Source organism: Streptomyces sp. NPDC001843, assembly GCF_042891955.1.
Lineage (GTDB): Bacteria > Actinomycetota > Actinomycetes > Streptomycetales > Streptomycetaceae > Streptomyces.
In genome coordinates, this window is sequence record NZ_JBIATQ010000006.1 from 411,219 (window position 1) to 428,152 (window position 16,934).

Consider the following 16,934-nt stretch of genomic DNA (forward strand, 5'->3'; position numbering starts at 1 on the left):
TCCGCCCCTGTGCGCCGCCCGGCGTCCAGGGGTTCCTGCTACCCGAGGAGTGACTCCCTCCGGCGATGGACGGATCGTCCTGTAGTACCTGCGCCGCCCCCTCCCGACATCACGGTGAGGCGGTGGCATCATGACCACCCCCCTGCTGCTCCTCGCGGCGGCGTTCCTGCTGATTCTTGCCAACGGTTTCTTCGTGGCGGCCGAGTTCGGCCTGGTGACGGTCGAACGTCCGGACGCCGAGAAGGCCGCCGCCGAGGGCGACAAACGCGCCCGTACGGTCGTCGAGTCGCTGAAGGAGCTGTCCTTCCAGCTGTCCGGCACCCAGCTCGGCATCACCATCACCTCCCTCGTCGTCGGCATGCTCGCCGAACCGGCCCTGGCCGAGCTGCTGCACCGGCCGTTCGCCGCGGTCGGCCTCCCCGCGGGAGCCGTGTCCGGTGTCGCCGTGGTCGTCGGCATGCTGCTCGCCTCGGCGATCCAGATGGTGATCGGCGAGCTGGTGCCCAAGAACTGGGCGGTGTCCAAGCCGCTGCAGGTCGCCCGGTTCGTGGCCGGCCCGCAGCACCGCTTCGCCCGCCTGTTCCGCCCGGTGATCGCCGCGCTCAACACGGTCGCCAACCGGCTCGTCCGTGCCCTGGGCGTCGAACCGGCGGAGGAACTGGCCTCCGCCCGCACCCCCGGCGAACTCGTCTCCCTCGCCCGGCACTCCGCCCAGGCCGGCGCCCTGGAGCAGGACACCGCCGACCTGTTCGTCCGCACCCTGTCGCTGGGCGAGCTGACCGCGCAGCACGTCATGACCCCGCGCGTGAAGGTCAGCGCCCTGCAGTCCTCGGCCACCGCCGAGGACGTGGTCAACCTGACCCGCGCCACCGGACTGTCCCGCTTCCCCGTCTACCGGGAGAAGATCGACGAGATCGTGGGCATGGCCCACCTCAAGGACGCCCTGGCGGTCCCGGTCCACGACCGGCTGCGCACCCCCGTCGGCCGCATCGCCCGTCCGGCCCTGCTCGTCCCCGAGACGCTGCCCGTCCAGCCCCTGCTGGCCCGGCTGCGCAGCGAGCAGCCCATCGCGGTCGTCGTCGACGAGTACGGCGGCACCGCCGGTGTGGTCACCCTGGAGGACATCGTCGAGGAACTGGTCGGCGAGGTCCGCGACGAGCACGACGGCCAGCTCGTGCCGGAGCTCGCCGCCGCCCCGCCCGAGGACGGCAAGCCCGCCTGGGACGTCGACGGCAGCTGCCGCGTGGACATCCTCCTGCGCATAGGCCTCGACGTGCCCGAGGGCCCGTACGAGACCGTCGCGGGCCTGGTCGCCGACCTGCTCGGCCGTATCCCCGCCCCCGGCGACAAGGCGGAACTGCCCGGCTGGCGGCTGTCCGTCCGCCGGGTCGGCCACTACCGCGCCGAACGGGTCCGCCTGGTGCGCACCACCCCCGCGGTGAACGTCGTGGAGGCCGTTCGATGAGTCTCCTCCAACTGTTCTTCGCCGCGCTGCTCGTACTGGCCAACGGCTTCTTCGTCGGCGCCGAGTTCGCACTCGTCTCCGTCCGCCGCAGCCAGATCGAGCCGCTCGGCACGGCCCGGGCCCGGCAGGTGCTGTACGGCCTGGAGCGGCTGCCGCAGATGATGGCCGCCGCCCAGTTCGGCATCACCGTCTGCTCGCTGACCCTGGGCGCGGTCGCCGAACCGACGGTGGCGCACCTCCTCGAGCCGGTGTTCGAGTGGATCCATCTGCCGGAGGGGATGATCCACCCGCTGGGGTACGTCATCGCCCTCGCCGCCGTCGTCTTCTTCCACCTCGTCATCGGCGAGATGGTCCCGAAGAACCTCGCGATGGCCGCGCCGGAGAAGGCCGCGCTGTGGCTCAGCCCCGGTCTGGTCGCCTTCGCCCGCCTCTGCCGGCCCATCACCGTCGCCCTCGGCGCCTGCGCCCAGGGGATCCTGCGGCTCTTCCGCGTCGAGCCCAAGGACGAGGTCGAGGCCGTCGTCACCAGCGAGCAGCTCAACCGCCTGCTGGAGGACTCGGGTCAGGCCGGCCTCCTCGACCCCGAGGAGCAGGAACGCCTCGAGGACGCGCTGGAACTGGGCTCGCGCCCGGTCACGGACGTGCTCCTCGGGCGCGAGTCGCTGGTGACGGTGGCTCCGTCGGTCACGCCGGGGGAGATCGTCGAGCTGACCGCACGCACCGGGTACTCACGGTTCCCGGTCGCGGCGGAGACCGGCGCCTTCATGGGGTACCTGCACGTGAAGGACGTGCTCGACCTGGAGGAGTCGGAGCGGGCCGTCCCGCAGCACGTCTGGCACCCGATGACGACCCTGCGGGCCGAGCTGCCGCTCGACGACGCCCTCACGGTGATGCGGCGCGCGGCCACCCACCTGGCCCAGGTGGCCGACGCCTCCGGCAAGGTGCTCGGCCTGGTCGCGCTGGAGGACGTTCTGGAACTCCTGGTCGGCGAGGTCCGCGACCCGGCCCACCGGCAAGACCCCAACACCAGGGTCACCGACCCCCGGGTGCACGGGGAGCCGGAGGAGGCGCTGGCGAGCTGAAGACGTGCGTGGCCTGCGGGCACCCGTGCCGCCGGGGCGGCACGGGTGGGCGCAGGCGGCACCCCGCAAGCGCGGGGGAGCGAACCCGCCCGGCGCCGGCCCTGGCACGCCGCACCTACATCGCCGACGGATCCTGCGGACCCCGTCCCGACAGGACCTCCCCATAGGCCTGCATGAGATCCGGCAGCCTCAACGTGGCCAGGTCGTCCCGAGTCAACATCCCCGGATACGTGGACAACCGCAGATCCCGGTACGCACAGCTCTTCTCGTACAGCGTCCGCAGGAACCGCCCGTTCCCCAGCTCGTCGATCCACCCCTGCTCGACGACATGCCCCGCGATCGACCGCAGTTCGTCCAGCGCCTCCTCGTCCCACACGTCGCCGTTCTCCGCGGCGAGCACCTCACCGATCGAGGTGAGTTCGAGGGGCCGGTAGGACGGGAAGTCGACGCGGGTGGTGAAGCGGGAGGACAGCCCGGGATTGGCGGCGAGCAACCGGTCCATCCCCTCCGGATAGCCGGCCAGGATCACCACCAGGTGGTCGCGGTTGTCCTCGGCCCGTTTGAGCAGCACCTGCAGGGCCTCGTCGCCGTACGCGTCGCCCTTGCCGTATCCGGAGTTGGACAGCGAGTACGCCTCGTCGACGAACAGCACCCCGCCGATCGCGGAGTCGATCAGCTCGTTGGCCTTCACGGCCGTCTGGCCCAGGTACTCCCCGACCAGGTCGGCCCGCTGCGCCTCCACCAGGTGGTCACCGCCGAGCAGACCGAGGGCGTAGAAGACGCGGCCGAGGATACGGGCGACGGTGGTCTTGCCGGTGCCCGAGGGGCCGGAGAAGACGAAGTGCCGTTTCGGCGGCTGGACCGGCAGGCCTTGCCCGGCGCGCAGCCGAGCCATGTTCAACTGTGCGGACAGCGCCTTGACCTGGCGCTTCACGGGCTCCAGCCCCACCATGCGCTCGAGTTCGGCGAGCGCCGCCTCCAGCAACGCGGGATCGGTCGGCCCGGCGGGCAGCGGCGAGGACGGTGCGACGGTCTTCGCGCGCACCGCCGGGTCGGTCACCGACGGCATCGCACCGGCCGGCGGCAGGTCGGCCTCGGTCAGCCGCAGGTCGCGGCCCTCGGTCCCGAAGAGCGGGTCGAGCACGTCGGGGCCGTCGACGGTGTCCTGGCCGATTCCGGTGAGTGTGATCGCCGCGAGGTCGGTCGCGTCGTCGTACCCGTCGCTCTCGGCGATGGCGGCGAGTCGGGCGGAGGTGTCCATGAAGGCCGAGTCGACACGGTGCACCGCCCGGTACAGGGGGAGTGCCGCGGCGCTGCGGCCGGTGCCCTCGTGCGCCCGGGCCAGCCAGTATCTGAGTTCCTTGCGCTGCGGCTGCTCGCTGCGGCAGCGCATCAGGGCCGCCGACAGCAGCGGCTCGGCCTGCCCGTACATCTCCAGCCGGACCCGGGCCATGCCGCCGAACAGGCCTGCCTCGATGCCCAGCAGGGCATCGTCGAGCAGCGGGTCGGTGTGCCGGACCAGCTGTTCCCAGTCCTTGACCAGGTAGGCGCGGCAGGCGTGCAGGAAGCGGACCTGCGCGTCGGTGTCCACGGGGGGAAGCCCGGCGAGGGCACGGTCCAGCTCCGGGACGTGACGGCCGTCCAGCCAGTGCGAGGCGTGCGCGAGCAGCAGGTCGCGGGGGCTCTCGAGCACCGGCTGTACCCACCAGCCCAGCCAGTACCAGGAGTTGAGGGTGCGGCGGTGCCGGGCACGCTGCTCCCCGAAGCGGTCCCGGTGCCGGAACATCCTGAGCAGGGCGGTCGTCGTGTCGACGCGCAGCGCGTGCAGCCCGAGCCAGCCGTCGGCCATCCCGGGGTCCATCCGCACCGCGGCGCGGAATTCCTCCTCCGCCTGGGGGTAGGCGCCCATGGTGTAGGCGTCCACGCCTCGTAGCCAGGCGAGGTCGGCCGGGGCCTCGGGGCCTTGCGTGCCGAAGTCCATCACGTCCCCCACAAACCGTGCCCCCGTAGGTTCGTCGCCGCACCGTCGTCTCGGTGACTGCCTTGGTCGAAACGCTGTACTGCGGACCGGAGTTGCAGATGCGCGAAGCAGCCGTTCGATGGTCGCACCGAGGGCATCGTACCCGCGTGGCGGCCACCCGCCGAAGGGTGCCGCACGAGCCGTTCGGCGAGGTGGGAGCAGATGGGGCGCACACGGCGCGGTGACCGAGGGTGAGCGAACAACGGCGCACGGCGCCCGGAAAACGGTCTGCGGGCAGAACGAAGCCCCCGATCACGGGGGAACAACCGGGGGCTTCGCGTAGGCGGGCGGACCCGATGGGCCGCACATTGAGAACGTAAGACCTGTCCGGGCCCCCGGTCAAGCCGAGTTGGAGCACTCGAACGGTTCTCGGACACGGCTCGTCGTGAGTTCAGCGCAACGCGGACGGATCGTCACTCAGAGCGACAGACTTGGTCCGGTCCAGGAGACGCCGACGGCATCGGCAGCACCTCGTACCCCTGCGGTGACTGCCGTACCAGGAAGTCGGCGTACGGGCGCGAGGGATCCCCCGTGAAGTGCGCGCGTTCCGCCCGGACCCAGCCGGCCCAGAACGAGCTCTGCTCCGGTCCGTCCCGCAGCCGCCCCCGCGCCCACGAGGCCTCGCAGGGCAGATCCATCCACAGCAGCCCCGCCAGGTAGGGCCGCAGGGCGCGGCGGCCGGCGCCGACCCCCTCGACGAGGAGCACGGGAGCGGGTGGCAGCGCGTGGGGCGGGCCGAAGCGCCGGGCGCGCCAGTCGTACGGCGTGTAGTACGCGGTCTCGCCGCGGCCGAGCGGCTCCAGCACCTGGGCCAGCAGGCGCCCGGTCCAGTCGAAGAACTGCTCGTGCGTGGCGATGTCGTCCAGATGCAGTACCGGAGCTCCGCCCAACTCGGCGGCGAGGCGTCCGGCGAACGTGGACTTTCCGGAACCGGCGTGCCCGTCGACACCGACGAGGCGGACCGGGCCGCAGGAAGGTGGCAGCGCGCGCAGCCGGGAGGCGAGGTCGTGAATGACGATTCCTGAGGTGTGGTGCCGTGTGGGGGGTTTTCCGGAAACATTCTAGTAGTGGCCCATAGTGGGTGTACCGGCGGCCGAAGAAAGTCACGCCTTGAACCATCGGCTGGCAGCCAGTCAATCCGGCGGATTGAGACCCGAAATCTGCTGACCGATATGTCGAATTCGGCATTCCCGGTGCGTGCGCGGCTGAGTAAAGTGCGTCCTGCGCAACTGCGATGCGTCGGGCGGGGACGGACAGGGGTAGATGGCCGCGGACTTATTCGAAGGGCAGTATGTGTGGCATCCGGCGGCCGACGACCGCGTGCTCGCACACGTTTGCCTCGACGTGCGCGCCGGACGTTACAGAAGCGCCCACGAAGCGCTGGCGGAGACGGGCACCGACTACGGCCTGCGCGCCCACCGCTCCCTGGTCCTGGCCTCCGAGGCCGCCGGCAGCGATCTCGTCGAACGCTGGCTGGCGGAGGAGCCGGCACCCGAATCGGCACTGATGTGGGCCCGGGTGGCCGTGCAGCGGGCGCTCAGGGCCGCCGACGCCCGCGACGAGCGGGCCGAGGCCCTGGAGCGGATCGCGCTGGCCGCCTGCGACCGGGCCGCCGCCCTGGCCCCCGCCGACCCCACGCCCTGGGTCGCCAAGCTGGCCATGGCCCGGCTGCACCGGCTGCGGGAGCCGGCCCCGCACGGACTGCTCACGTCCCCGCCCGGCCCCTGGCGGCTGTTCGCGCACGTGCTGTCCCTCGACCCGTGGCACCGCGAGGCCCACCACCGCTTCCTCTCCTTCTTCTTCACCCGGTACGGCGGCTCGGTCAACGCGGCGTGGGACGTGGCCGCCTTCCTCAGTCAGCGGGCACCCGCCGACTCCCCGCTGCGGCTGCTGCCGCTGGTCGCCCTGGTCGAGAGCTACAACCCGACCCAACTGCTCGCCGACCGCGTCTGGGAGCAGCCCCAATGGCGCTCCACGGCTCTCGCGATCTACCACAACTGGCTGCCCACGGTGGCCGGATACCGCTTCACCCCGGTGCTCGACCTGGCCTACCTCGCGCACGCGCTGGTCATGGCCCAGCGCGAGTTCGAGGCACGGGCGGTCTTCACGGCGATGGGCCCCTACGCCTCCCGCATGCCCTGGAGCGCCTTCGGTGATCCCGCGGAGCAGCTCTCCAGGGCCCGGCGCGCCTGCGGCCTGCCGGTGCCGGGGCCCGCCTGACCGCCCGACCCCCTGCTCGTCCCCCTACCCAGAGAAAGGTCGATCTGTGTCAGAACGGATATCGACTCCACGGGCCGGAGCCCGCGGGGGAGAGGACCCGACCGCGCTCGACGACGACGCGACCCTGCACGCGATGGGGTATCCGCGGAAACTCACCCGTCGGTTCCAGGCGTTCGACAATTTCGCGATCTCCTTCACCATCATCAACATCATCTCGGGTATTTTCTCGTCCTTCGGCTACGGTATGAACGCGGGCGGCCCCCGTATTCTCGTGTTCGGCTGGATCGGCGTTTCCGTGATGGTGCTGTTCATCGGCGCGGCCATGGCCGAGGTGGCCTCGGCCTATCCGACGAGCGGGGCGCTGTATTTCTCCGCCGGTAAACTCGCCAAACGCCACAAAGGCGCCTGGTCCTGGTTCACGGGCTGGCTGAACTTCGTGGGCCAGATCGGCGGCACCGCCGCCACGGGATACGCGGCGGCGACCTTCATCCAGGCCTTCGTCGCCCTCCAGTGGGACTCCTACGAGCCCACCGTCCACCAGACGGTCCTGATCACAGCCCTGATCATCGTGCTGCAGGGGTTGGCCAACACGTACACCGTCCACCTGGTCGCCGTCCTCAACCGGATTTCCGTCTGGTGGCTGCTGATCGGACTCGTGGTGATCGTGAGCACACTGATCGTGATGCCGGACCACCACCGGTCGGCCTCCTTCGTGACGCATTTCGTGAACAACACAGGCTTCACCAACGGGCTTTACGGCGGCATGCTCGGCCTGCTGGTGACCAGTTGGACCTTCACCGGCTTCGACGGCAGCTTCCACATGTCCGAGGAAACCGTCCGGGCGACGGTGAACGCGCCGAAGGGGATCACCCGTTCGATCGGGTATTCGGCGATCACCGGGTTGATCCTGATGCTGGCACTGGTCTACAGCGTTGGTGACTACGGCAGGGTGGCGGGCTCGTCCGCGCCGCCCGTCCAGATCCTCATCGACGGTCTCGGCACGGGTTGGGCCAAGGCGCTGCTGCTGGTCGTGATCGGCTCGATGCTCTTCTGCGGCCTGGCCAACCTCACCAGCAACACCCGGCAGATCTTCGCCTTCTCCCGGGACGGCGCCATGCCCGGCTCCCGCTGGTGGCACTCGGTGTCGCCGCGCACCCGCACCCCGGTCAAGGCGGTGTGGCTGGCGGTGGGCTGCTCGCTCGCACTGGTGCTGCCCGGCTGGTGGTCGCACACGGCGTTCACCGCGATCGTCAGCGTCAACGTCGTCGGGCTGTTCCTCGCCTACGCCGTGCCGATCTTCCTGAGGCTGAGGCTCGGTGACGACTTCCAGCCGGGGCCCTGGCACCTGGGCCGCTGGGGCCGCCCGATCGGCTGGCTCGCCGTGGTCTGGATCCTGCTCAGCAGCGTGTTGTTCATGCTGCCGCAGGCCTCCCCGATCACCGTCGACTCCTTCAACTACGCCCCGATCGCGCTGGCCGTCGTCCTGCTGGTGGCCACGGTGTGGTGGTTCGCCACCGCCCGCCGCCGCTTCCAGGGGCCGGTCAGCTACGGCCGACCGGACGAGGTCGCGGCGATGGACCTGGTCTGACGCGCCGTCACCGGCCCCGGCGTGCGTAGCCGGACTCGCACGCCGGGGCCGTTCCTGTCCCGCGGTGCCCGCCAGTGGGCGAGACCAATATTCGTGGGCGTGGCACGGGCCGAAGTGCTGGCAGGGGCATGCCGCCTGCCCCATAGTTGGCGCACAGCCGTGCAACGGACCGCCCGACACCTGACACCTGGGGGTCTTCCGCCCATGAGCACAGCCGAACAGCCTTCCCGCAGAACCGTCCTGGCCGCGGCCGTCGCCGCCGCGGTGGTCTCCGGAGCCGGCCCCGCGGCCGCCGCGAGCGGCAGGACGGCCGCCGACGCCGAGGACCCCGGCCACACCGCGGCCCGCTCCGTCGACTACCGCGCCTGGACGACGTACCAGGACTGGCGCGGCGGCACCGCGACGGGCGCCCGTGCCGTCGCAGGTCCCCGCCCCGGCCTGGTGATCGCCGACCCGGCCGGCACCACCGACTACACCGATCCGCACACCGGCACGACGGCCGCCTGGGAGTACGCCACCTGGACCTCGCCGGTGCACCGGCTCGCCGTCCCCGCCGGCGAGGCGATCGCCTCCTGGAACGCCAGTACCCCGGCGGGCACCTGGCTCCAGGTGGAGTTGCGGGGGACGTACTCCGACGGCACCGACACCCCCTGGTACGTGATGGGCCGCTGGGCGGCCGGTGACCAGGACATCAAGCGGACCTCGGTGGACGATCAGACCGACGGCAGGAGCACCGTCTGGACGGACACCTTCGCGATCGACGACGCCTCCACCGGCCTGCGCCTGACGTCCTACCGGCTGCGGCTGACCCTGTACCGCAAGCCCGGCACCACGCTCACCCCCACCGTCTGGCGGCTCGGCGCCATGGGCTCCGACGTCCCCGACCGCTTCACCGTCCCGGCCTCCACTCCCGCTCTGGCCAGGGAACTGATCGTTCCGCGCTACTCGCAGGAGATCCACGCGGGCCAGTACCCCGAGTACGACAACGGCGGCGAGGCCTGGTGCAGCCCCACCTCCTCGCAGATGATCATCGAGTACTGGGGCGGCCGGCCCACCCCCGGGCAACTGTCCTGGGTGGACCCGTCCTACGCCGACCCGCAGGTGTGCCACGCGGCCCGGAACACCTACGACTACCAGTACCAGGGCTGCGGGAACTGGCCGTTCAACGCCGCCTACGCGGCCACCTACCCAGGCCTGCAGGGCGTGGTCACCCGGCTCGGTTCGCTCACCGACGTGGAGACGCTGATCGCGGCCGGCATCCCGGTCATAACGTCCCAGTCCTTCCTCAAGACGGAGCTGACCGGAGCCGGATACGGGACCTCCGGCCACCTCATGACCGTGATCGGCTTCACCGCCGAGGGCGATGTGATCGCCAACGACCCGGCCTCGCCGAGCGACGCCGCGGTGCGGCGGGTGTACCTACGGCGGGAGTTCGAGAACATCTGGCTCAGGACCAAGCGGTACAACGCCGCCGGCAAGGTCGTCTCCGGCACGGGCGGCGTCTGCTACCTGTACTTCCCCGCCCACCCCGGACCCCGCCGGCGCCGGGCACTCGCGTCGGTGGGCGTGTGCTGAGCGGCCGTCTGTGACCGACGTCTCCGCCGCACAGGCCACGACGGATGGCAGGGTGGACACAACGGTGGGGGGATTCCACCCGGCACAGCGAGCCTCGGTGAGACACCATGACCGCACACTCGGCCACCGCCGACCGCACCCGCACCGGCGGCCCGTGGGACGACGGGCCCGAACTCCTCGAGCACGTCATGGGCTGGGTCCTGGTCGTGGTGATCGCCGTGCTCGTGACCCGGATCGGCCTGCTGTGAGCTGACGGCCCGGGCGGGAATGGCTGTTCGACGGAGCGCCCGATGTTGTTCTGACATACTTCCGATGTCCCGCCGCCCGCCCGAGACCAGGGTCCGAATTGAATATCAGGCAACAGGGTGCCGCCGTCCGTCCCCCGACGCGCGGCACCGAGCGTTCCGCGACGCGTCGTGCCGAACTCATCTCCATCGGCCGGAAGTTGTTCGCAGACACGTCCTACGACGCGCTCTCCATGGACGACATCGCCCGGCAGGCGCACGTCGCCAAGGGCCTGATCTACTACTACTTCCAGTCCAAGCGCGGGTACTACCTGGCGATCATCCAGGACTCCGTCGCGGGTCTGGTCAAGCACGCCGCGAGCGGTCTCGACCTGCCGGCCGTCGACCGCGTCCACCGCACCGTCGACAGCTATCTGCGCTACGCCGAGCACCACCAGGCCGCGTACCGCACCATCGTCAGCGGGGGAGTCGGGTTCGACACCGAGGTGCACGCCATCCGGGACGGCGTGCGTGAGGCGATCGTGGCGACCATCGCCGAGGGGGCATACGGCCGCCGGGACATCGCTCCGCTGGCCCGCATGGGCCTGCTCGCCTGGGTGTGCAGCGTGGAGGGGGCCACCCTCGACTGGATCGACCGGCCCGAACTTTCCCGCGACACGATGCGTGAGCTGCTGGTGAGGACCCTGGGCGGCGCCCTGCGCGCCATCGAGGAAATGGACCCCGCCCATCCGGCTCCGACGCCGGCGCGACGCGACGCCTGAGCGCGGGCCGGACGCGGGGGACTTCTGGGGTGGACGACTTGAAGTGAGCGGTCGTTAACTGGTGACGAGAGGTCGCTGATCGGGCATACTCACAGCGCACAGCCGCTGGTCAGCGGCTTCCGAGACCCGGGAGCGCGCGCATCGGCCGACCAGACGAATCAGGCGGCGCCGCCCCACCCAAGGCGCACGTCCGCCGATGCGCCCGAACAGGGAGGAGAGCGTCGCCATGCCCGACCGCGCCCAGCAGCCTGTGGACCGGCAACTGCCCACGGACGAGGCCCGGGACCTGATCTCGCTCGTCCGTGGGATCGCACAGCGTGAGATCGCACCGAAGGCGGCCGAGGAGGAGGACGCCGGACGCTTCCCGCGCGAGACCTTCACCCTGTTGTCGCAGTCGGGCCTGCTGGGTCTGCCGTACGACTCCGAGTACGGCGGCGGCGACCAGCCGTACGAGGTATACCTCCAGGTCCTCGAGGAACTCGCGGCGGCCCGCCTCACCGTCGGCCTCGGCGTCAGCGTGCACACCCTGGCCTCCTACGCGCTCGCCGCCCACGGCACCAAACAGCAGCAGGTCGAGCACCTGCCCGCGATGCTCGGCGGCGGACTGCTCGGCGCGTACTGCCTCTCCGAGCCCTCGTCGGGCTCGGACGCCGCCTCACTGCGCACCAAGGCGGTCCGCGACGGCGACGACTGGGTGATCACCGGGACCAAGGCGTGGATCACGCACGGCGGCGTAGCCGACTTCTACACGGTCATGGCCCGCACCGGCGAGGACGGCCCGCGCGGGATCACCGCGTTCCTCGTGCCCGGCGACGCGGATGGCCTGAGCGCCGCCGTGCCCGAGAGGAAGATGGGCATGAAGGGCTCGCCCACCGCCCAGGTCCACTTCGACGACGTACGGGTCTCCGACGAGCGGCGCATCGCCGAGGAGGGCCAGGGCTTCTCCATCGCCCTGTCCTCGCTCGACTCCGGGCGTCTGGGCATCGCGGCCTGCGCGATCGGCCTGGCCCAGGCGGCGCTGGACGAGGCCGTCGCCTACGCGACCGACCGCAGGCAGTTCGGGCGTGCGATCGCCGACTTCCAGGGCCTGCGCTTCATGATCGCCGACATGGCCACCCAGATCGAGGCGGGCCGCGCCCTGTACCTGGCGGCGGCCCGGCTGCGGGACGCCGGCCTGCCGTTCGCCAAGCAGGCCGCCATGGCCAAGCTGCACTGCACGGACACGGCCATGCGGGTGACCACCGACGCCGTGCAGATCCTCGGCGGATACGGCTACACCGCGGACTTCCCGGTGGAGCGTTATATGCGCGAGGCCAAGGTCCTGCAGATCGTCGAGGGCACCAACCAGATCCAGCGGATGGTCATCGCCCGTCACGTAGCGGGGCCGGAAGGGCGCTGAACTGCCCGAGCGTGGCCGACGGGGCCGCCAGCCTGACCCACTCCGGGTCGTGGCGACCCGGCAGGGTGCGGCCCCGGTCGGCCCAGACGCGCATCAGGTCGCGGTAGATGGGCGGGTCGGGCGGCGGCGGAGGCACCGGCCCCGTGGGCCGGGGAACGAACACGCGGTACTGACGCCCGGTCGCCGATTGTGTGGGGGTCATACCAGGGCAACGCCCGCACCGGCGGACAGGTCACCGCCCTGACGAATCGAGCGTGAGTTCACGGCCGCCCCCTCGGGTGGCCGCCGACGTACTGGCACATCGTCCTCGTGTACGACGACCTGTCCGGCGGAAGTCCCGCACCACGGCGGCTTGCGTGCCATGGTGCAGGGGGTGCCGGTGTGCGGCGTGGTGTTTCAGGCGGCCTGGCGGCGCAATGTCGCCATGCGCATCGGGCGTGAGCCCGGGCCGCCGACGTGCGAGAAGGGCTGTGTCCGCCAGTTCAGGCCCTGCGGCAGGGTCAGCAGGAGCGCGGCGTCCTGCTCCTGGGGCCGGAAGGAATCGTCCGCGGGGCGGGCGTCGGCCGCCGCACGGCCCGTGCCGGCACACACCGTGAGACCGAACGGGTTCCACGGCGAAGCGCACAGCGCGTGCTCCGGCAGGACCCCCTCGTCCGCCAGCAGGGCGATGGGCTGCGCGCAGTCCGGGCAGATCACCCGGTACATCTCGAAGGTGTCGTAGGCGTCGGGTTCGTCGGCGTCCGCCTCGTCGTAGGCGTCGGGTTCGACGCCCTCCGGCTCGGGCTCGACGACGGACTGCCGCCGCTTGGGCATGCTGCGACCAGGGCGCTTAAGACTCTGCATTGGGTTCTCCCCCTCGGGCTGGGCCGTGAAGGCACTGCGGCCTCGACCACAGCAAGCACTTCCCGTCCGCTCTCGGCGGTAATCACGAGAACATCACGGAGCCCGCTCGGTGACTGTGGCGTTCGTCACATGCCGCCCGCAGGTGTCCGGTGCGGCGCGTTTGTCCCTCAGATGGCTCACGGCATCCCCGCCGGGACATCACGAACCGGGTATGACCTGGCTTGCTCAGGTATCCGAGGAGATCAAGCGCACTGTAGGTTTTGGCCCCATGGAGGAGCTGGACCGTCAAATCGTGCAGCTGCTCGTCAAGGACGGGCGGATGAGCTACACAGACCTGGGCAAGGCCACGGGCCTGTCCACCTCGGCCGTGCACCAGCGGGTGCGCCGGCTGGAGCAGCGTGGCGTCATCCGTGGCTACGCCGCGGTCGTCGACCCGGAGGCCGTGGGGCTGCCCATGACCGCCTTCATCTCGGTGAAACCGTTCGACCCCAGCGCCCCCGACGACATCGCCGACCGGCTCGCCGGCGTCCCCGAGATCGAAGCCTGCCACAGCGTCGCGGGCGACGAGAACTACATCCTCAAGGTGCGTGTGGCCACCCCGCACGAGCTGGAGGAACTGCTGGCCCGGCTGCGGACCCTGGCCGGGGTGTCCACGCGTACGACGGTGGTGCTGTCGACGCCGTACGAGGCCCGGCCGCCGAAGATCTGAACCGGCCGCCCCGCGTGCGGCGGATCCGGTCGCGCGCGAGAGACTGTCGGTCATGAGTGAACGATCCGCCGCCGACCCCGAGACCGTCCTCCTGCGCCGCGGAGAGGTGCACAGCCCGGCCGACCCCTTCGCCACCGCGATGGTCGTGGAGCGCGGCCAGATCGCCTGGGTCGGCTCCGAGGGCGCCGCCGACGCCTTCGCGGACGGCGTCGACGAGGTGGTCGACCTGGACGGCGCCCTGGTCACCCCGGCGTTCACCGACGCCCATGTGCACACCACGGCCACCGGTCTGGCGCTGACCGGGCTGGACCTGTCCGACGCGCCCTCCCTGGAGGGAGCCCTGGCCCGGGTGCGGGACTTCGCCGCCGCCCGCCCGGACGACCGGGTCCTGCTCGGCCACGGCTGGGACACCGCCCGCTGGCCCGGCGGACGCCCTCCGACCCGCGCGGAACTCGACGCGGCCACCGGCGGCCGCCCGCTGTACCTGTCGCGTATCGACGTCCACTCGGCGGTCGTCACCAGTGCACTGCTCGACATGGTGCCCGGCGGGGTCTCCCGCGACGACGCCGCGCTCACCGGCGACGACCACCACGCCGTACGGGCCGCCGCGTTCGCCGCCGTCACCCCCGCCCAGCGCGCCGAGGCGCAGCGGGCCGCCCTCGCGCACGCCGCCTCTCTCGGCATCGGGTCCGTGCACGAGTGCGGCGGCCCGCAGATCTCCTCCGAGGACGACTTCACCGACCTGCTGCGGCTCGCCGCCGGACAAGCGGGCCCCCGGGTGATCGGCTACTGGGCCGAGCGAGGCGCCGAGGGCATCGACAGGGCACGGGAGCTGGGCGCGGCCGGCGCCGCGGGCGACCTCTTCGTCGACGGCGCCCTCGGCTCGCAGACCGCCTGCCTGCACCAGCCGTACGCCGACGCGGGCCACACCGGCACCGCCTACCTGGACGCGGCAGCCGTCGCCGAGCACGTCGTCGCCTGCACGGAGTCGGGCCTCCAGGCGGGCTTCCACGCCATCGGCGACGCCGCCGTCACCGCCGTGATCGAGGGGGCCCGGTCCGCCGCCGAGAAGGTGGGCCTCGCCCGCGTCCGCGCCGCCCGGCACCGCGTCGAGCACGCGGAGATGCTCACCCCCGAGGCGATCGCGGCCCTCGCCGAACTCGGCGTGACCGCCTCCGTGCAGCCCGCCTTCGACGCGCTGTGGGGCGGCGAGGACGGCATGTACGCCCGGCGCCTGGGCGCGGAGCGGGCCGGCACCCTGAACCCCTTCGCCGCCCTGCTGCGCGCCGGCGTGCCGCTCGCCTTCGGCTCCGACAGTCCGGTCACCCCCCTCGACCCATGGGGCACGGTCCGTGCGGCCGCCTTCCACCGCACACCCGGGCACCGGATCTCCGTCCGGGCCGCGTTCACCGCGCACACCCGTGGCGGCTGGCGGGCCGTCGGCCGGGACGACGCGGGTGTCCTGGTGCCCGGTGCGCCCGCCGACTATGCCGTCTGGCGTACCGACGCGCTCGTGGTCCAGGCCCCCGACGACCGGGTGGCACGCTGGTCGACCGACCCCCGCTCGGGCACCCCGGGCCTGCCCGACCTGACCCCCGGGAACGACCTGCCGGTCTGCCTGCGGACCGTCGTGGGCGGGCGGACGGTGTTCGTACGGCCGGGCGAGTGATCTACCGGGGTGGCGCGGTCGACGATCGGCCGCCGGATCGCGTCGCGCGACCTGCGTATCGTCTGTGCTGACCAGGCGATTGAGAGAGTCTGCGCAGGTCAGGCGGCTGTTGACAGCCGACGGCGGAAGGCCGGTAGGTTCGGCCGGGTCCACCACCGGACGCCCGACCGGGGAGCATTTCGCGCACGCGTCGCAGCGCCGCTGGGTCAGGGACGGTGTGCCGCACCGGGGCACCGTCGCTGGGAGCCAGGCTCAGCAGCCGCGCCGACGCGGGAACGCTTCCGACCGGTCGGGAGGGTGTGACCCGGGTGGGGCCCGGACGCTCAGTAGACAACGGCTTTCGGTCGGTCCGCAGCCAGCGGGTCCCAGGTCGGCCCGAAGGGCGCCGGGCCCCCATCCGCAGCGGGACGCGGAACGAAAAGCTGATTCTTACCCCGCTCTTGGGGAATCGACACCCCAGTAGGCACGAGTCTTCGCGTCGACGCAGGCCGCGGCCACTATGGTGGACCTTGCGTACGACATGTGAAGGGGCAGCAGTGAACGACGGCGACGGGACCCGCGCGGCACAGGACCGGGGGAGGAAGTTCGGTCCGCTCGGCACGGCCTTGGTGATCATCCCGACCTACAACGAGGCCGAGAACATCAAGTCCATCGTCGGTCGGGTGCGCAAGGCCGTCCCCGAGGCGCACGTCTTGGTGGCGGACGACAACAGCCCCGACGGCACGGGCAAGCTCGCCGACGAACTGGCCGCCCAGGACGACCACGTCCAGGTAATGCACCGCAAGGGCAAGGAAGGCCTCGGCGCCGCCTACCTCGCGGGCTTCCGATGGGGCCTGGACAACGGCTACGGCGTGCTGATCGAGATGGACGCCGACGGCTCCCACCAGCCGGAGGAGCTGCCCCGCCTGCTCACCGCCCTCAAGGGCGCCGACCTCGTGCTCGGCTCCCGGTGGGTGCCCGGCGGCCGGGTGGTGAACTGGCCGAAATCCCGCGAGTTCCTCTCGCGCGGCGGTTCCACCTACTCGCGGCTCATGCTCGACGTGCCGATCCGCGACGTGACCGGTGGCTTCCGTGCCTTCCGCCGCGAGACCCTCGAGGGCCTCGGGCTCGACGAGGTGGCCTCGCAGGGGTACTGCTTCCAGGTCGACCTGGCCAGGCGCGCGGTCAAGGCCGGCTATCACGTCGTCGAGGTGCCGATCACCTTCGTGGAGCGGGAGCTCGGCGACTCCAAGATGAGCCGCGACATCGTCGTGGAGGCGCTGTGGCGGGTCACGGCCTGGGGCGTGGGGGACCGGCTCGGCAAGATCACGGGCAAGCGCGGACAGGCTCGTTGACCGCCCCCTTATCCGGCGCTGAGC

14 protein-coding genes are annotated in these 16,934 nt (G+C 71.5%); 11 read left to right on the top strand and 3 right to left on the bottom strand.

The window, feature by feature from the left end; genetic code table 11:
• Positions 1-130: 130 nt before the first annotated feature.
• Together ACFYZQ_RS18465 and ACFYZQ_RS18470 are read left to right on the top strand one after the other, a co-directional pair.
• Positions 131-1,465, top strand: a complete 1,335-nt coding sequence (locus ACFYZQ_RS18465; protein ID WP_389148328.1) for a hemolysin family protein — start codon at positions 131-133, stop codon at positions 1,463-1,465.
• Complete coding sequence (locus ACFYZQ_RS18470) at positions 1,462-2,547, top strand: hemolysin family protein (RefSeq protein WP_389148331.1); 1,086 nt, start codon at positions 1,462-1,464, stop codon at positions 2,545-2,547. The genes ACFYZQ_RS18465 and ACFYZQ_RS18470 overlap by 4 nt, the downstream gene beginning before the upstream one ends.
• A 115-nt stretch (positions 2,548-2,662) precedes the next feature.
• Here ACFYZQ_RS18470 and ACFYZQ_RS18475 read toward each other — a convergent pair whose 3' ends face one another.
• Together ACFYZQ_RS18475 and ACFYZQ_RS18480 are read right to left on the bottom strand one after the other, a co-directional pair.
• Positions 2,663-4,528 (bottom strand): AAA family ATPase, encoded by a 1,866-nt coding sequence (locus ACFYZQ_RS18475; RefSeq protein ID WP_389148334.1) that lies wholly within the window; start codon positions 4,526-4,528, stop codon positions 2,663-2,665.
• A gap of 452 nt (positions 4,529-4,980) precedes the next feature.
• Positions 4,981-5,580 carry a uridine kinase gene (locus ACFYZQ_RS18480; RefSeq protein WP_389148497.1) on the bottom strand — a complete coding sequence of 200 codons (600 nt, stop codon included), beginning with the start codon at positions 5,578-5,580 and terminating at the stop codon, positions 4,981-4,983.
• A gap of 250 nt (positions 5,581-5,830) precedes the next feature.
• Here ACFYZQ_RS18480 and ACFYZQ_RS18485 point away from each other — a divergent pair, with 250 nt between their 5' ends.
• From ACFYZQ_RS18485 to ACFYZQ_RS18510, 6 genes are all read left to right on the top strand, one after another.
• Positions 5,831-6,787, top strand: a complete 957-nt coding sequence (locus ACFYZQ_RS18485; RefSeq protein WP_389148337.1) for a hypothetical protein — start codon at positions 5,831-5,833, stop codon at positions 6,785-6,787.
• A 46-nt stretch (positions 6,788-6,833) separates the two neighbouring features.
• A complete protein-coding gene (locus ACFYZQ_RS18490) occupies positions 6,834-8,375 on the top strand; it encodes an amino acid permease (protein ID WP_389148340.1) in 1,542 nt (513 codons plus the stop codon).
• Between the two features lie 204 nt (positions 8,376-8,579).
• Complete coding sequence (locus tag ACFYZQ_RS18495) at positions 8,580-9,950, top strand: peptidase C39 family protein (protein ID WP_389148343.1); 1,371 nt, start codon at positions 8,580-8,582, stop codon at positions 9,948-9,950.
• Positions 9,951-10,057: 107 nt separating this feature from the next.
• Entirely contained in the window at positions 10,058-10,198 is a 141-nt protein-coding gene (locus ACFYZQ_RS18500) for an SCO1431 family membrane protein (protein ID WP_389148345.1), read from the top strand.
• A 98-nt stretch (positions 10,199-10,296) separates the two neighbouring features.
• Positions 10,297-10,956, top strand: coding sequence for a TetR/AcrR family transcriptional regulator (locus tag ACFYZQ_RS18505; RefSeq protein ID WP_389148348.1), 660 nt, complete (start codon positions 10,297-10,299; stop codon positions 10,954-10,956).
• A gap of 226 nt (positions 10,957-11,182) precedes the next feature.
• On the top strand, positions 11,183-12,355 hold the full coding sequence (locus ACFYZQ_RS18510) for an acyl-CoA dehydrogenase family protein (protein WP_389148500.1): 1,173 nt from the start codon (positions 11,183-11,185) through the stop codon (positions 12,353-12,355).
• Positions 12,356-12,751: 396 nt separating this feature from the next.
• On the opposite strand, the gene ACFYZQ_RS18515 is transcribed toward ACFYZQ_RS18510, so the two are convergent.
• Positions 12,752-13,198 (bottom strand): hypothetical protein, encoded by a 447-nt coding sequence (locus tag ACFYZQ_RS18515; RefSeq protein ID WP_389148351.1) that lies wholly within the window; start codon positions 13,196-13,198, stop codon positions 12,752-12,754.
• Between the two features lie 268 nt (positions 13,199-13,466).
• On the opposite strand from ACFYZQ_RS18515, the gene ACFYZQ_RS18520 reads away from it, so the two are divergent.
• The 3 genes from ACFYZQ_RS18520 to ACFYZQ_RS18530 all read left to right on the top strand — a co-directional run bounded on the left by ACFYZQ_RS18520 (position 13,467) and on the right by ACFYZQ_RS18530 (position 16,910).
• Positions 13,467-13,907: an Lrp/AsnC family transcriptional regulator gene (locus ACFYZQ_RS18520; RefSeq protein WP_383705814.1), complete on the top strand. Its 441-nt coding sequence runs from the start codon at positions 13,467-13,469 to the stop codon at positions 13,905-13,907.
• Between the two features lie 52 nt (positions 13,908-13,959).
• The gene (locus tag ACFYZQ_RS18525; protein WP_389148354.1) at positions 13,960-15,576 is read left to right on the top strand and encodes an amidohydrolase; all 1,617 of its coding nucleotides are present in this window, start codon (positions 13,960-13,962) and stop codon (positions 15,574-15,576) included.
• A gap of 536 nt (positions 15,577-16,112) precedes the next feature.
• Positions 16,113-16,910: a polyprenol monophosphomannose synthase gene (locus tag ACFYZQ_RS18530; protein WP_389148357.1), complete on the top strand. Its 798-nt coding sequence runs from the start codon at positions 16,113-16,115 to the stop codon at positions 16,908-16,910.
• Positions 16,911-16,934: the final 24 nt, after the last annotated feature.

Bases quoted from the DNA above. Each gene is read 5' to 3' on its own strand.
- ACFYZQ_RS18465 (WP_389148328.1), top strand. From the start codon at position 131: ATGACCACCCCCCTGCTGCTCCTCGCGGCGGCGTTCCTGCTGATTCTT.
- ACFYZQ_RS18500 (WP_389148345.1), top strand. From the start codon at position 10,058: ATGACCGCACACTCGGCCACCGCCGACCGCACCCGCACCGGCGGCCCG.
- ACFYZQ_RS18495 (WP_389148343.1), top strand. From the start codon at position 8,580: ATGAGCACAGCCGAACAGCCTTCCCGCAGAACCGTCCTGGCCGCGGCC.
- ACFYZQ_RS18470 (WP_389148331.1), top strand. From the start codon at position 1,462: ATGAGTCTCCTCCAACTGTTCTTCGCCGCGCTGCTCGTACTGGCCAAC.
- ACFYZQ_RS18485 (WP_389148337.1), top strand. From the start codon at position 5,831: ATGGCCGCGGACTTATTCGAAGGGCAGTATGTGTGGCATCCGGCGGCC.
- ACFYZQ_RS18475 (WP_389148334.1), bottom strand. From the start codon at position 4,528: ATGGACTTCGGCACGCAAGGCCCCGAGGCCCCGGCCGACCTCGCCTGG.
- ACFYZQ_RS18525 (WP_389148354.1), top strand. From the start codon at position 13,960: ATGAGTGAACGATCCGCCGCCGACCCCGAGACCGTCCTCCTGCGCCGC.
- ACFYZQ_RS18515 (WP_389148351.1), bottom strand. From the start codon at position 13,198: ATGCAGAGTCTTAAGCGCCCTGGTCGCAGCATGCCCAAGCGGCGGCAG.
- ACFYZQ_RS18510 (WP_389148500.1), top strand. From the start codon at position 11,183: ATGCCCGACCGCGCCCAGCAGCCTGTGGACCGGCAACTGCCCACGGAC.
- ACFYZQ_RS18520 (WP_383705814.1), top strand. From the start codon at position 13,467: ATGGAGGAGCTGGACCGTCAAATCGTGCAGCTGCTCGTCAAGGACGGG.